Here is a 14,204-nt window from a genome sequence, read left to right as displayed (position 1 = left end):
GGCGCGCACGCCAGGGCGGCGAGCGACGCGAAAGCGCAGATCAGTTCAGGCGAGGTGTGGCGAGAAGGTGAAGGCAAACAGCACGCTGCGGCGACGCTTGAGCACCGTGTCGCGCGGCCACGCACGACGCAGGGCCTGGAAGGCAGGCTGGCGGGCGTTCGGCAGGGACTGGGTACGGCACATTGCTTTGACTACTACGCAGGTGGTTGAAGAAAGGGCGGACTCTAGGCCACCGCAGGTTGGCTCGTCAATTGCCCAGGGGGCCTCTACGAGGCCGTTTCGCGACACAAGGCCGCTCCTACAACAGTACGCAGTCCCCCTGTAGGAGCGGCCTTGTGTCGCGATGGGCTGCAAAGCAGCCCCGGCAATATCAGCGCTTGCCGGTACTTGGCAAGAACACCGCCAGCAACCCGAACAAAGGCAGGAACGAACACACCTCGTACACGTACTCGATGCCACGCAGGTCCGCCACATACCCCAGCAAGGCCGCACCGATGCCACCAAAGCCGAACATCAGCCCGAAGAAGATCCCGGCAATCATGCCCACGCTGCCCGGAACCAGCTCCTGCGCATACACCACGATCGCGGAAAACGCCGAAGCCAGGATAAAGCCGATCACCACGCTCAACACGGTGGTCCAGAACAGATCGGCATACGGCAGCACCAGGGTGAACGGCGCCACGCCAAGGATCGAAAACCAGATCACGGCCTTGCGCCCGATGCGGTCACCGATCGGCCCGCCAAAGAAGGTACCCGCCGCCACCGCACCAAGGAACAGGAACAGGTGCAGCTGCGAGCTGGCCACCGACACATCGAACTTCTCGATCAGGTAGAAGGTGAAATAGCTGGTAAAGCTGGCCATGTAGAAGTACTTGGAGAACACCAGCAGGCCCAGCACGATCAGCGCCGCCACCACCCGCCCGCGGGAAATGCCGTGGGTCGCCTGCACAGCCTTGCGCGCCTTGGCCTGGTTGAGGTGCTCCTTGTACCAGCCACGCAGCATCAGGGTGACGCCGAGAAAGAACAGCGCAGCCAGGCCGAACCAGGCCACGTGGCTCTGGCCGAACGGAATGACAATGGCTGCCGCCAGCAGCGGCCCCAAAGCCGACCCGGTGTTGCCACCGACCTGGAAGGTCGACTGGGCCAGGCCGAAGCGCCCGCCCGATGCCAGGCGCGCAATACGCGAGGTTTCCGGGTGGAAGGTCGACGAACCGATACCCACCAGGGCCGAGGCCAGCAGAATCATCGGGAAGCTGCCGACGAAGGCCAGCATCACGATACCCACCAGGGTACACAGGGTGCCCAGTGGCAGCAGGTTCGGTGCCGGTCGGCGATCGGTAAAGAAGCCGACCCAAGGCTGCAGCAGCGAGGCGGTGATCTGGAACGTCAGGGTGATCATGCCGATCTGGGCGAAACTCAGGTCGTAGTTGGCCTTGAGCATCGGGTAGATCGCCGGCAGCACAGACTGGATCAGGTCATTGATCAGGTGCGCCAGGGCGCAGAAACCGATTATGCGCATCACCAGCGGCGTGGCTTGGCTCGCCGCCGCACTGGTGGGCGCCGTGGAGGCGCTACTGATAGCCATGTGCCTGAATCTCCGTCCGTAGTTTGGGATCCGATTATCGGAAAACAAATAGATACATAGCTACCTTTTATTTCCTTTGTCCGCGACACACTTGAAAATGGTTCTCAATATAATTAGCATCCTTGGCCAAAACACCCGTCATCGTTGGGCGAAACGGCCCTAATCACGAGCACACCAACCCAATGAGCCCAATGCCCGTTCGCGTCCGTCCACGGCAGATCAACGCGCACCGCAGCCATCTGGGCAAATGGCTGGCGCTATTGTTCCTCCTGGGGCTGGCCGCTACCGCCTACCTGTACTGGCCGCTGATACAGCGCCTGGGCAGCGAATTGCATACCGATGCAGGTGAACGCCGCAGCATCCGCCTGGCCGATGGCACCACCCTGCACCTGGGCAGCGCCAGTGCGATGAACGCCGACCTGCGTGGCCGCACGCGCCAACTGCACCTGGTGCAGGGCCGGGTATACCTGGAAGTGATGCTCGACGGCAGGGCCATGGAGATAGCAGTGGGCGACGCGCGCATCCAGGTGTTCGGTACCCGCCTGCAGGTCGCCCGCCATGCAGGCCATGACGAACTGGTGGTGCTCAGTGGCAAGGCCATGGTTATCCAAGGCAGCGAACAGCGCATGGTATCGATGGGTGAGCGGGTAACCTTCGATGGCGCGCATATCGGCCCGGTACGGAAAGCCGACCTCAAGGCCGCCGATGGCTGGCGCAGCAGGCAGTTGAAAGCCGGTGACATGCCGTTGGGCAAGGCAGAACCCGGGCCTGGCCGCTAAGTTTTTGAAAGCGTGCAAATTTTTTTTGAAATGAGTGTTGACAGGGGGGCCGTTCAAGAGAATAATGCGCGCCATCGGCTACATAGCTCAGTTGGTTAGAGCATAGCATTCATAATGCTGGGGTCCGGGGTTCAAGTCCCTGTGTAGCCACCAAACAAGACGAAGGGCTTACCGCAAGGTAAGCCCTTTTTCTTTGCCTGCGAAAAATACCACAGGCCTGCACCCTTCCCGTACAGGGCATGCAATTGCCACCTCAACGCATTCCGGTCACCGCCACGGCCAGGCCCAACCCGATCAGCGCCAGGCCAATAACCCGGTCCACCAGCCTTTGCCGCTCGATCATCGCCTTGCGCAATGCCGTACTGGAGAAAAATACCGCCACCAGGCTGAACCACACCCAGTGAGCAATGGACATGAAAGCGCCGTAGGCAAAATCCAGCGCCAACGAGCTGCCCGGTTGCACTACCTGGGTGAAGGCACTGATCACGAACAGCATGGTCTTGGGGTTGAGGGCGTTGGTCAGAAAGCCCGTGCGCAGGGCCTGCGTTACGCTGGTGGCTGATGCGGCAACCCCGTCGAGGCTGATACGCCGGGTGTTGGTCAGCGACTGGAAACCCAGGTAGACCAGGTAACCCGCGCCCAGCACTTTCATGCCCAGGAACAGGGTCGGGCTCTGGCTGATGATCACCGCGATGCCCAGCACCGTGTACAGGACGTGCACCTGCACTCCCAGGGCAATGCCCACGGCGGCAGCCAGCCCGGCCTTGCGGCCTTGTGCATAACTGCTGCGGGTGACCATGGCGAAGTCGGCACCGGGGCTGATGACGGCAAGCAGGGTGAACAGGGCTACGGCAATGAGTTCGGTCATGCTGGTGGCTCTCGATAGACGATGGAAATGCACAGACCATGTAATTATCGAGAGCTTATAGCCCAGGAAAAATCGATTTATAGTGAGACAAATCTGATAGCTTTCCTCACAGATATCTAGAGCCTGTGTCGGCCTCTTCGCGGGTAAACCCGCTCCTACAGGGGCGGCGCATCGCCTGTGGGAGCGGGTTTACCCGCGAGAGGCCGGCACAGACAAACAGGAATGCCATGAAACTGCCGCCACTCAACGCCTTCCGCTACTTCGACATAGCCGCCCAGACCGAGAGCTTCGTGCGCGCCGCCGAGCACCTGCATGTCACCCATGGCGCCGTCAGCCGCCAGGTGCGTCTGCTTGAAGAAAGCCTTGGTGTGGAGTTGTTCGAGCGCCGCAACCGGGCCATTTTCCTCACCCCTGCCGGCCGTGCCTTGCAGGGCACTACCCAGGCGATCTTCGAGCAGCTCGAAGGCGCCGTGCAGCGTTTGCAACAACAGGCCCGCGACAACGTACTGGTGCTGTCGTGCGAGCCGACCATCGCCATGCGCTGGCTGATCCCGCGCCTGCCCCGCTTCCACGCCGCCCATCCCGACCTGCAGTTGCACCTGGTGGCCGCTGGCGGGCCATTGGACTTCGCACGTAGCGGTGTCGACCTGGCAATTCGCCGCGATGACTTCCACTGGGACAAACAGCTGTACAACCAGAAGATCTGCGACGAATGGATCGGCCCGGTCTGCCACTCCACCGCCCCCCTCCAACTCGAAGGCCAGCGCCTGCTGCACAGCGCCACCCGCCCCGGCGCCTGGCCCAACTGGCTGCGCCTGAGCGGCCAACAGGTCCGGCACACCGAGCGCAGCGACTACCAGCACTTCTACCTGTCGATTCAGGCCGCCAGCGCCGGCCTGGGCCTGGCCATGGCCTCAGCCCTCATGGTGCGCGACGAACTCGACAATGGGCAGTTGCAGGCACCGTTCGGCTTCGTGCGTGACGGCTCGGCCTACCACCTGCTCAGCCCCTTGCCGCTGGAAGACGACGGCAAGCGCCAGCGCTTCGCCACGTGGGTGATGGGCGAATGCAGGAGCTGCCTGGCTCATCTGGGCTTGATACAGAACGACGAACCCGCACGGCCGTCACCACCCCAGGTACGGTAACCCGCGGTATCCACATGAATACGCCCGGAGGGGTAGCGCCCCAGGCCCATGTTCCAGGCCTGGCCGTATTGCTGCCAGAACCGGCACAGCGGGTTGGGGTCCGCCCAGTCGGGCAGCAGGATATCGACAGCGAACGCCCGGGTATGGGCGCTGTTGGCCGCCCCGCCGGCGCAGGCATTCAGGCGCGGGGCTCGATAGGCTGAAACCACTTCGAACTGACGCAGGATGCCCTGGTCATGAAGCGTCTTTATCAGCGAGAGCGTCGAGCGCACTGCCGGCCAGTTGCTGGCGGGCGGCACGGCGAAGGGGGACGCGTGGCACTGCTTCCAGTCCGACGCCGAACGCAGCAGCTGATGGATCGGCACCACGCCATAAAGACGGGCATCCACAAGCATCTCGCGAAATGGCCGTGTCTGATGGTCCCCGGCCCATTGCGCGAACAACCAGATATCACGCTCATCGGCCTGCGCTCCTGCACCCAACATGCCCAGCACCAGCGGCAGCCATCCTGCCCTTTTCATCCCTGCTCCCCTTGCCACAGTATGTGCCACGCTGCCGAATACGGCTGCGCCCAACAAGGAGTTAAGCATGCACAAGATGGCACTACCGAGCCTTGCCGCCCTGGCCTTCAGCGGCCTTGCAGCCGCCGATGCGCGAATCGACCTGGGCGACGCCCAGCGCGTCACCCGCCTTTTCGCCTTCCCCAACAACTGTCACGTGATCTGTTATCGCGACTGGACCCTGGAGCAAACCGTAGAACACTATCTGACTCAGAGCGTACGCCGCGACGGCCATGCCGCGGCCCAGGTGCATGTAAGCCGCGACAACGATCGCCTGCACGCAACCATCAGTGGCGTACCCGCCAACTATGCAAAACCCCTGCGCAAGCTGCTCGACAGCGGTGAACTGGCCTATCAGGCGGCCACCCGGCTGAACGAGGACGGCAAATGGTCCTACGACTGGTATCTGTTCCTGCCGCTGGGCATGGCCCTGCAGAACCGCCGCAGCATCGAACTGCTGCACTTCCCGCCGGACTACTCGCTGACCCAGGCCCAGGACTACCTGCGCTCCAACACCACCGACCGCTGGGCCGAGCTGTTGACATTCAATGGCGTCGACGCCAGCCAGACCCCGGCCTACCAGACCATCATCGATATCGCTCCCATCGCCGCGCCCGCCAGCGCGGGTGAAACGCTGAAGGAAACCTACAGCTACTTCAAGGACTACCAGGTGCGCATGGTCAGCGAGATGACCCTGCAAAACCCCGCCAGGCCTCTGCCGATGGTGGCATTCGGCGCGCCGGTACGCAGCTGGATCCAGCAGCAGTACGGGCCGCAGGTGAATGTGCTGGGCCTGGTCAGCATCAGCCCGCAGGCAGGTGCCAAGGTACCGGTACTGGGTGCCAACCACCCTAGTGCCATCTGGTATGCGGCAAACAAGGACAGCCACGGCGGCGACCAGGATGCAGCTGATGCTGCCGGCTTGAAAATGATGGGGCAGGACCTGACGGCAGCCTGCTGGCAGGCAGGGATGGGGCGCAATCAACGGGCCGATGCCAAGCTGACGCTGGATGCCTGCTCGACCAAGTGGCAGGTTACACAGAAGAAACAAACCTGCGAGCTGTTCTTCCGCACCATTCGCAAGTACACGCCGGAGCAGGCGGCGGCAAAATGCAATACCGGCAGCGTGACCAGAAGCCTGCGCGACCTGGCCAAGCCGATGGAGGCTCAGCCACAGGACCTGTGATTGAAGCCCGCCCTGCTCAATCTTCGAGCAGGGTGCAGGCCATCACCAAGGCGTCTTCACGGCCGCCGGCAACCGGGTAATAGTCGCGGCGGCGGCCGATTTCGTTGAAACCAAAGCGTTCGTACAAACGATAGGCCGACTGGTTGCTGGCACGCACCTCCAGGAAGCACTCGCGGCCATTGAGCTGGTAGGCCCGGGCCATCAGATGCTCGAGCAGCCGCAGGCCCAGGCCGCGGCCCTGGTTTTCCGGCTTGACGGTGATGTTGAGCAGGTGGGCCTCGTCGATGATCACGTTGATCACGCCATGGCCCACCTGCTGCTGGCCGTCGAACATCAGCCAGACTTCATACGATTTGAGCGCATCCTGAAAGATCCCTCGAGTCCAGGGATGACTGAACGCGGCATATTCGATCTTAAGTACGGCATCCAGATCCGCCTCGGTCATCCGGCGGAAGCTGATCGAGTCACTCATTCAACGCTCTTCCAGCGCGCCATCAGCTGGCGCATGGCTTTCCAGACGTCCGCCTTGCGCTGCGGCTCGTCCATCAACAGTTCAAGGCCCGGCAAGGCCCAGGCTTCGCCCAGGCCCTCGAGCTTCAGGGTTTGGTAATAGGCTTCGCCGTCGACATTGGCGGCAAAGCGCAGCGCCGGCAGGCCGACCAGCCACAGGCAGGTGCACGGGGCGTCCTCCAAGCGCGCCTGGACAAAGCCCTGGACAAAATCGCGCGCCGCCTCCGGGCCCTGGTCCATGTTGCCGCGCACCAGCAGCGGCCAGCGCACCGGCTCGCCGATGATCTGCGGTGCGTCGGGCAGGCCGGCGGCGCGCAGCATGTCCTTGAGCAGCAGGTACGACGGGTCGCGGCTCTGGAACGGCTGGCCGGTGGCCAACTCCACCAGCAGCAGGCAGCTGCCGGCTCGCAGCAACTGCAGCGAGAAGCGCGGGGGTGGCACCATGGCCGGGCGCGGTGGCGTGGCCTGCTCATCGGCCTCGACAGGCTTGGCGGCCGGCTTGGGCGCACTGCCCGGGCGCGGAATCTCGATTTTCGGCCGCTCGCCGGAGCGGGCCTGTGGGGTGACTGGCGCCTCGTTGGCAGCCGGTGCCGGCCTGACGTCGAAGTCGAGGTCCTCGACCGGCGCCACCGGCAGCAGCAGCTCGGGCCGCGACGGTGCGGCGAACGGCAGTTCGGCGCGCGGCAGCCAGTGCACCACTTGCATGGCGGAAAGGTAGGCGCGGCGACGGGGTTCGGTGAGCAAGGGGCGGGGTTCCGAGGGGTGAAGACAAAGGGCCATTCTAACGCCGTTGGCATTCGAGTGCCGCAACTGGTCGGCGGATTTTTATTGCCTGCACCGGCCCTTTCGCGGGTGAACCCGCTCCCACCGGTACTGCGCAAGGCCCTGTGGGAGCGGGTTCACCCGCGAAAGGGCCAGTGAATCCCGTACAACGACAAAGGTTATCTCTCATTACAGACCAAGGGGTGAAAACCTCCCCCCCGGATGCAGTACAATCGCCCCCTTTTTCTTGGCAACGAGTCGAAGCCAATGATCGAACCCAAGCGCGTCCTGCGCGCCCTAGCCGAACACTGGGCCCTGATCGAGCCGCTGTGCGAGCGTTTCGACCAGGGCACCCTGAGCCTGGTCGAATTGCGTCAGCATGTGGCCCGCCAGCAGGTCGAGAGCACCCCGCAGGACATCACCCAGCTGCTCGACGTGTGGATCCGCCTGGATATCCTGGTCCCGGTGGCCAAGAGCCCGAACCGTTTCGAGCTCAACGCGCAGATCCACGACTTCCTCGCCTACCTGCGCCGCGAACACCGGCTGGGCCTGTGCCTGGAGATCGAAGCCTACCTGCGCCACCTGGAGCGCCTGGCCGGGCATATTCAGGACGCCTTCGACAACCGCGACAGCGACGACCTGGCGCGCCAGCTGCGCCTGCTCGACATGCGCGTGCGCGATGTACTGAAGAAGCTCGACAACGACGAACAGGCACTGGTGGCCGTGGCCGAGCGGGCCAAGACCAGCAACCGCCAGATCCCGCTGCGCCAGCGCTATGCCGAAGTACTGGCGACCTGGGACGAGTATGTCGAGCCGATGATCCAGCTGGTCAACGCCGACGGCGCCTTCGAACAGGGCGTGCGCAAGGTCGAGACCGTGCTGCTGAAGCTGCTGGGCGAACAGGCGCGCCTGGGCCACCTGGTCGACGACGACATGCTGCTGCGGACCCATGCGCGCATCCTGGAAATGCAGACCAGCGCCCAGCTGACCCTGCGCCACGCCCGCGAATTGCTGCTGCCGCTGCGTGAAGAAGCCCGCCGGCACAACGCCGTGACCCGTGGCGCCGCACTGGCCCTGTCGGTGATCCGGCGCAAGGGCATCGACGCCGTACCGCAAGCGGCCATGCCGATGTTCACCCGCCCGCAAAGCACCTTCCTCGGCAGCGCCAGCCAGGTCGAGGCCTATGTCTACGCCCTGGCCCGCTTCGAGCCCAAGCCAGCACGCTTCCCCAAGGCCCACAAGACCCAGTCCGGCGCCCTGCCCCGTGCACCGCGCACGGTCAAGGAAATGGCCGAACGCTGCGAACAGGCCCTGCCGCTGCCCGACCTGATGGTCTGGCTGCTGGAGCAGGAACCCGAAGGCGCCACCGACGAGTTGCTGTACTGGTTCTCGCGCCTGTCGCGGGAAAAGCGCTTCAAGCGCGAACGCCTCGACCGCCGCGAGTACATCACCCAGGAACACCTGGTCAGCCTGCGCTCGTTCGCCCTGACCTCCAGCCGCGAAGACGCCGCCAGCGCGCCTACCGAATCCAACGCGAGCCCAGCCCATGCATCTTGATCTTTCCGAACTGTCCCAGCTCGCGCCGATCTTCCGCGAGCTGTTCAAAGGCTTCCACGTCAGCCGCCGCGACCCCGAGCTGTACGCCCAGCTGTCGAATTTCCAGGACCAGTACCGCACCCTGTTCAAGGCCCTGGGCTTCGAACTGGTGTGCGACACCCGTGGCTTCTACTACTTCGTGCCGGACATGACCGCCGCGCAGGTCAACAAGACCGCGCAGCGCCTGTCGCTGTTCACCTTCATCCTGGTCGAACACCTGGCCGACCAGGGCCGCGACCCGATGGCCGTGCTCGATGGCGGCAGCATCGGCCGTGACGAACTGCCCTCGCTGCTGGACAAGTACCGCGACCTGTTCCTGCAGGCCGAAGTGCAGACCGTGGACGAGCTGGAAGAAAAAATCCTGCGCCGCATGACCCAGCTCGGCTTCGCCTTCGAGGAAGGCGGCATCTACCGCTTCCTGCCGCCGATGCATCGCTTCCTCGACGTGTGCCTGGCCGTACAGCAGGACCGCGACCTGGCGGCCACCCTGCACAGCGACCTGCCGCTGCCGACCCCGGTACTGGTCGAGGAAGAAAGCCCCGAAGAACTCAACCGCACCGACGACCCGCTCGACCTCAGCCCCTTCGAGGGCGAGGAAAGCGAAGAGGAAGCCCTGGCCCGGGCCATCCGCGAAGAGCAACAGGAGATTGACGCATGAGCCAGGAACGCTACGGCATCCGCCGCTTCGCACTGCTCAACACCGCCGGCTACAGCCTTGGCCTGTTCCCGCTGGAGCACCCACTGTCGGTATACGGTGCCAACAACCTGGGTAAATCGGCGTCGATCAACGCCCTGCAGTTCCCGATCCTGGCGCGCATGTCGGACATGAGCTTCGGCAAGTACAGCCTCGAGCAGTCGCGCCGCTTCTACTTCGCCAGCGATACCTCGTACATTCTCTGCGAACTGAGCCTGCCCCACGGCCCGCACGTCATCGGCGTTGTCGGCCGCGGCCCGGGCGGCGGTTTCGGCCACCAGTTCTTTGCCTACAAGGGCGAACTGGACCTGGCCCACTACCAGAAGAACGACACGTGCCTGCGCCAGAAAGAGCTGTTCACCAACCTCGAGCGCCTGGGGATCAAGGCCTACGAGCTGAAGCCGGACGAACTGCGTCGTCTGCTGGTCGGTGGCCACACCTCGGTGCCGCTGGACCTGACCATGATCCCGCTGCGCTCGACCAGCGAGCAAAGCCTGAAAACCTTCCGCGCGCTGTTCATCAACCTGCTGCACATGCGCGAAATCACCGCCGCCAAGCTCAAGCAGCTGTTCCTCGACGCTTTCGAGCACAGCCTGCGCTCCGGTAGCGTCGACTACATCGCCGCATGCGAGGAAGCCTTCCGCGACGTGCGCCGCATGGAACAGGACTACAACGCCCTGGTCGCCGCCGGCCCGCTGGTCGAGGCCCTGGCCGGTGGAGTGGCCCAGCGCGACATCCTGCGCGGCAAACTGCACCGCATTTCACCAGTGCTCGACACCCTGCTGGGCACCTGGCAGGAATACGCCATGGCGCGCAAGGAAGAGCTGGTGATCCAGGCCGAGCACTACCGTGGCGAGCAGGACCGCCTGCAGAACGACCAGCGCGGCGGTACTCAGGAACTGATGCGCCTGGAGCGTGAAATCACCGGTATCCAGCGCTGGCTGGGCGAACTGTCGGTGCTCAAACATCGCTTCGCCCTGGTCGATGACGTCAAGGTGCTGGAGCAGCAACTGCTGGCGGCCAAGGACGCCCACGACGAACTGGCCGGCGCCCTGGCCCAGTCGCGGCAGTTCAGCGCCGAAGACCTGGACGAACGCGTCCGCGACCTGGAAAAGCGCCTGAAGCAGGTCAAGCAACAGCTCGACCACGCCGACAACAACAGCTACGCCCGCCTGCGCGAAGAGTTCTCGCAGCAGGACGTCGACCGCCTGATGCGCCTGTTCAATGGCGCGCTGTTCAGCCTGCCGCTGGGCGACCGCGGTATCGAACTGGACGACAGCGACCTGTGGGTAAAATCGCTGGAAGCGGTGCTCGACGGCTTCAAGGGCGAACGCTTCGAAGCCCCGGGCCTGTCCATCGACCTGTCGCACATCGACCCACCGGCACTGCAGGCCCTGGCCGACCGTGCCGCCCTGCGTGACCAGAAAGAGCGCCTGGAAAAAGAGCTGAAGCAGCTCAAGACCCAGCAAGCCGTGGCCGCCGACCGCTCCGCCTCCAAGGCGCAGACCGAGGCCCTGTACCAGGAAGTACTGGACGCGCAGAAAGCGCTGGAAGACTTCCGCCGCAGCGAAACCCTGGCCGCCGAAGAGCCCGAGAAGCTGGAGCAGCTGTCGCAGCTCGAAGCCGCCCAGGACGAACTCAAACGCTCCAGCGACGCCTTCACTGAACGTGTCCAGCAGCTGTCGGCCAAGCTGCAGCTGGTCGGCCGGCAGATCGGCGACCTCGAGGCCAAGCAGCGCACCCTGGAAGACGCCCTGCGCCGTCGCCAGCTGCTGCCGGCCGACCTGCCCTACGGCACGCCGTACATGGAAGCCATCGACGACTCGATGGACAACCTGCTGCCACTGCTCAACGACTACCAGGACAGCTGGCAGAGCCTGCAGCGGGTGGACAACCAGATCGAGGCGCTGTACGCCCAGGTGCGCCTGAAAGGCGTGGCCAAGTTCGACAGCGAAGACGACATGGAGCGCCGCCTGCAGCTGCTGGTAAATGCCTACGCGCACCGCACCGACGAAGCCCTGACCTTGGCCAAGGCCCGCCGCGCGGCGGTCACCGACATCGCCCGAACCCTGCGCAACATCCGCAGCGACTACGACAGCCTCGAGCACCAGTTGGCGCTGTTCAACCGCGAGATCAACAAGCGCCAGGTATCCAACCTGGAGAGCTTCCGCGTGGTGCTGGCGCCGAACAAGGAAGCGCTCAAGCACATCGACCAGATCATCCACAGCGCCGGTCAGTACGAAGAAGGCGAAACCCTGTCGGTATTCGACCTGACCCAGAGCGCCGAGCAGGACAACAAGAACGAAGAGGCCAAGGAATACCTGGCACGGCTGGTGGCAGCCAACCACAACCAGCTGGGCCTGAAGGACCTGTTCGAGCTGGCGTTCGAGATCACCAAGGTCAACGGCCAGCCGGTGATCCATGCCGACATCGACGGCGCGGCATCCAACGGCACCACCATGACCATCAAGGCGCTGACCAACATGTACCTGTTGCTGCACCTGATGGACCGCGACCTGGCCGGGCGTATCCGCCTGCCGTACTACCTGGACGAAGCGGCGGACATCGACGAACGCAACCAGGCTGCACTGCTGGAGACCAGCCTGCAGCTCGGCTTCGTGCCGATCCTGGCGAGCGTGAAGCCGCAGGTGTCGGCGCGCGTGGCGATCGACCTGGAAGGTGGCAGTGGGCCGAATGGCATCTACATCGACGAGGCGGACTGGAAGTTCATCAGCCGTCGGGATGAGGTGAAGGCGGTTGTGCGTGAGGATCATCAGGCCGAAGAGTTGGCCTGATATCGGAGTAGTGGGGCCGCTTTGCGGCCCTTTCGCGACACAAGGCCGCTCCCACATTGACCGGTGTACGCAGGACCTTTGTGGGAGCGGCCTTGTGTCGCGATGGAGGCCAAAGGCCTCCCGGCGATCTGTCAGGCTATCAATGAGCCCAAGGCAGAATCGGAATCGCGGTCACCGCATTCTGCGGGCTGCCTTCGATCATGCGGTCGCTGTACACCAGGTACACCAGCGTATTGCGCTTCTTGTCGAGGAAGCGCACCACCTGCATGGTCTTGAACACCAGCGAGGTGCGTTCCTTGAACACTTCCTCGCCATCCTTCAGCTCACCCTTGAAGTTGATCGGCCCGACCTGGCGACAGGCAATCGATGCCTCCGCCCGGTCCTCCGCCAGCCCCAGCCCACCCTTCACGCCGCCGGTCTTGGCCCGCGACAGGTAGCAGGTCACGCCCTCGACCTTGGGGTCGTCGAACGCCTCGACCACAATGCGGTCATTCGGCCCGAGGAACTTAAACACGGTGGATACCTGGCCGATTTCCTCGGCCCCGGCCAGCATTGGCAGCACCAATGCCGCCACGCCGATTACCCGCTTCAGCACGCTCATACCAGCACCAGGTTGTCGCGGTGCACCAACTCCGGTTCTGCACTGTAGCCCAGCAGGCTTTCGATGGCATCGGATGGCTGGCCGATGATCTTCTGCGCCTCAAGGGCGCTGTAGTTGGCCAGCCCACGGGCTACTTCCAGGCCGTCCGGGCCGACGCACACCACCATCTCGCCACGACGGAAGCTGCCCTGCACGGTCTTCACGCCAACCGGCAGCAGGCTCTTGTTGGCCTGGCGCAGCGCCTGCACGGCACCGGCATCCAGCACCAGGGTGCCACGGGTCTGCAGGTGGCCGGCCAGCCACTGCTTGCGCGCGGCAAGCATGCCGCGCTCGGGCGACAGCAAGGTACCCAGGCGTTCGCCAGCCTTGAGGCGATCCAGCACGCGCTCGATGCGGCCACCGATGATGATGGTGTGGGCACCGGAACGGGCAGCCAGGCGCGCGGCGCGCAGCTTGGTCTGCATGCCGCCACGACCCAGCGCGCCACCGGTACCGCCGGCCACGGCATCCAGTGCCGGGTCGTCGGCGCGAGCCTCGTAGATCAGCTGGGCTTCGGGGTTGTTGCGCGGGTCGGCATCGAACATGCCATCGCGGTCGGTGAGGATCACCAGCAGGTCAGCCTCGACCAGGTTGGCCACCAACGCCGCCAGGGTGTCGTTGTCGCCGAAGCGGATCTCATCGGTGACCACGGTATCGTTTTCGTTGATCACCGGCACCACGCCCAGGTCGACCAGCGTGCGCAGGGTGCTGCGGGCGTTCAGGTAGCGCTTGCGGTCGGACAGGTCGTCATGGGTCAGCAGGATTTGCGCGGTGTGCTTGCCGTGCTCGCCGAAGCTCGACTCCCAGGCCTGCACCAGACGCATCTGGCCGATCGAGGCAGCCGCCTGCAGCTCGTTCATCGCACTCGGTCGCGACGTCCAGCCCAGCTGGCTCATGCCGGCAGCCACGGCCCCGGAGGAGACCAGTACCAACTCCACGCCTGCCTCACGCAGCGCGACCATCTGCTCGACCCAAACGGCCATGGCACCGCGATCGAGGCCTTTGCCATCGGCGGTCAGCAGAGCACTGCCAATCTTCACGACCCAGCGCTTGGCGCCCGTCACCTTGCTTCGCATCTTCTTCC

General features: G+C 64.2%; 13 protein-coding genes, 1 tRNA gene and 1 pseudogene. 7 read left to right on the top strand and 8 right to left on the bottom strand.

What is annotated here, in order from left to right; translation table 11 throughout:
* Positions 1-45: 45 nt before the first annotated feature.
* Together QN085_RS03735 and QN085_RS03730 are read right to left on the bottom strand one after the other, a co-directional pair.
* Positions 46-183 carry a hypothetical protein gene (locus QN085_RS03735; protein ID WP_164842885.1) on the bottom strand — a complete coding sequence of 46 codons (138 nt, stop codon included), beginning with the start codon at positions 181-183 and terminating at the stop codon, positions 46-48.
* A 187-nt stretch (positions 184-370) separates the two neighbouring features.
* Positions 371-1,585 (bottom strand): MFS transporter, encoded by a 1,215-nt coding sequence (locus QN085_RS03730; RefSeq protein ID WP_023661338.1) that lies wholly within the window; start codon positions 1,583-1,585, stop codon positions 371-373.
* Between the two features lie 182 nt (positions 1,586-1,767).
* Between QN085_RS03730 and QN085_RS03725 the strand changes: the two are divergent.
* A pseudogene (locus QN085_RS03725) lies at positions 1,768-2,340 on the top strand (FecR family protein); the annotation flags it as partial.
* 100 nt (positions 2,341-2,440) lie between these two features.
* Positions 2,441-2,517 (top strand) — tRNA-Met (locus QN085_RS03720).
* A 100-nt stretch (positions 2,518-2,617) separates the two neighbouring features.
* On the opposite strand, the gene QN085_RS03715 is transcribed toward QN085_RS03720, so the two are convergent.
* Positions 2,618-3,232, bottom strand: a complete 615-nt coding sequence (locus QN085_RS03715) for a LysE family translocator (RefSeq protein ID WP_024086240.1) — start codon at positions 3,230-3,232, stop codon at positions 2,618-2,620.
* A gap of 227 nt (positions 3,233-3,459) precedes the next feature.
* Between QN085_RS03715 and QN085_RS03710 the strand changes: the two genes are divergently transcribed.
* Positions 3,460-4,377, top strand: a complete 918-nt coding sequence (locus QN085_RS03710; RefSeq protein WP_041506270.1) for a LysR substrate-binding domain-containing protein — start codon at positions 3,460-3,462, stop codon at positions 4,375-4,377.
* On the opposite strand, the gene QN085_RS03705 is transcribed toward QN085_RS03710, so the two are convergent.
* Positions 4,317-4,898 (bottom strand): YcbK family protein, encoded by a 582-nt coding sequence (locus QN085_RS03705; protein WP_023661340.1) that lies wholly within the window; start codon positions 4,896-4,898, stop codon positions 4,317-4,319. The genes QN085_RS03710 and QN085_RS03705 overlap by 61 nt on opposite strands.
* 67 nt (positions 4,899-4,965) lie before the next feature.
* Between QN085_RS03705 and QN085_RS03700 the strand changes: the two genes are divergently transcribed.
* Positions 4,966-6,123, top strand: coding sequence for a hypothetical protein (locus QN085_RS03700; protein WP_013970828.1), 1,158 nt, complete (start codon positions 4,966-4,968; stop codon positions 6,121-6,123).
* 16 nt (positions 6,124-6,139) lie between these two features.
* Here the strand turns inward: QN085_RS03700 and rimI are convergent, their stop codons facing one another.
* Both rimI and QN085_RS03690 read right to left on the bottom strand, forming a co-directional pair.
* Entirely contained in the window at positions 6,140-6,595 is a 456-nt protein-coding gene (rimI, locus tag QN085_RS03695) for a ribosomal protein S18-alanine N-acetyltransferase (protein WP_013970827.1), read from the bottom strand.
* On the bottom strand, positions 6,592-7,377 hold the full coding sequence (locus tag QN085_RS03690; RefSeq protein ID WP_041506271.1) for a hypothetical protein: 786 nt from the start codon (positions 7,375-7,377) through the stop codon (positions 6,592-6,594). The genes rimI and QN085_RS03690 overlap by 4 nt, the downstream gene beginning before the upstream one ends.
* A 285-nt stretch (positions 7,378-7,662) precedes the next feature.
* Here QN085_RS03690 and mksB point away from each other — a divergent pair, with 285 nt between their 5' ends.
* From mksB to mksF, 3 genes are read left to right on the top strand one after another with little or no spacing between them, the layout of a single operon-like run.
* Complete coding sequence (gene mksB, locus QN085_RS03685) at positions 7,663-8,952, top strand: Mks condensin complex protein MksB (RefSeq protein WP_024086237.1); 1,290 nt, start codon at positions 7,663-7,665, stop codon at positions 8,950-8,952.
* On the top strand, positions 8,942-9,649 hold the full coding sequence (mksE, locus tag QN085_RS03680) for an Mks condensin complex protein MksE (protein ID WP_013970824.1): 708 nt from the start codon (positions 8,942-8,944) through the stop codon (positions 9,647-9,649). Before mksB ends, mksE begins: the two co-directional genes overlap by 11 nt.
* Positions 9,646-12,480, top strand: coding sequence for an Mks condensin complex protein MksF (gene mksF, locus QN085_RS03675; protein ID WP_015268901.1), 2,835 nt, complete (start codon positions 9,646-9,648; stop codon positions 12,478-12,480). Before mksE ends, mksF begins: the two co-directional genes overlap by 4 nt.
* A 139-nt stretch (positions 12,481-12,619) precedes the next feature.
* Here the strand turns inward: mksF and QN085_RS03670 are convergent, their stop codons facing one another.
* Both QN085_RS03670 and proB read right to left on the bottom strand, forming a co-directional pair.
* Positions 12,620-13,081, bottom strand: a complete 462-nt coding sequence (locus QN085_RS03670; protein ID WP_003256322.1) for a CreA family protein — start codon at positions 13,079-13,081, stop codon at positions 12,620-12,622.
* The gene (gene proB, locus QN085_RS03665) at positions 13,078-14,196 is read right to left on the bottom strand and encodes a glutamate 5-kinase (RefSeq protein ID WP_015268899.1); all 1,119 of its coding nucleotides are present in this window, start codon (positions 14,194-14,196) and stop codon (positions 13,078-13,080) included. Before proB ends, QN085_RS03670 begins: the two co-directional genes overlap by 4 nt.
* Positions 14,197-14,204 lie beyond the last annotated feature (8 nt).

It is taken from the genome of Pseudomonas sp. M2(2023) (assembly GCF_030263955.1).
In the GTDB taxonomy this organism is placed as follows: Bacteria; Pseudomonadota; Gammaproteobacteria; order Pseudomonadales; family Pseudomonadaceae; genus Aquipseudomonas; species Aquipseudomonas asiatica.
This window is presented reverse-complemented; position numbering and strand designations above follow the sequence as displayed.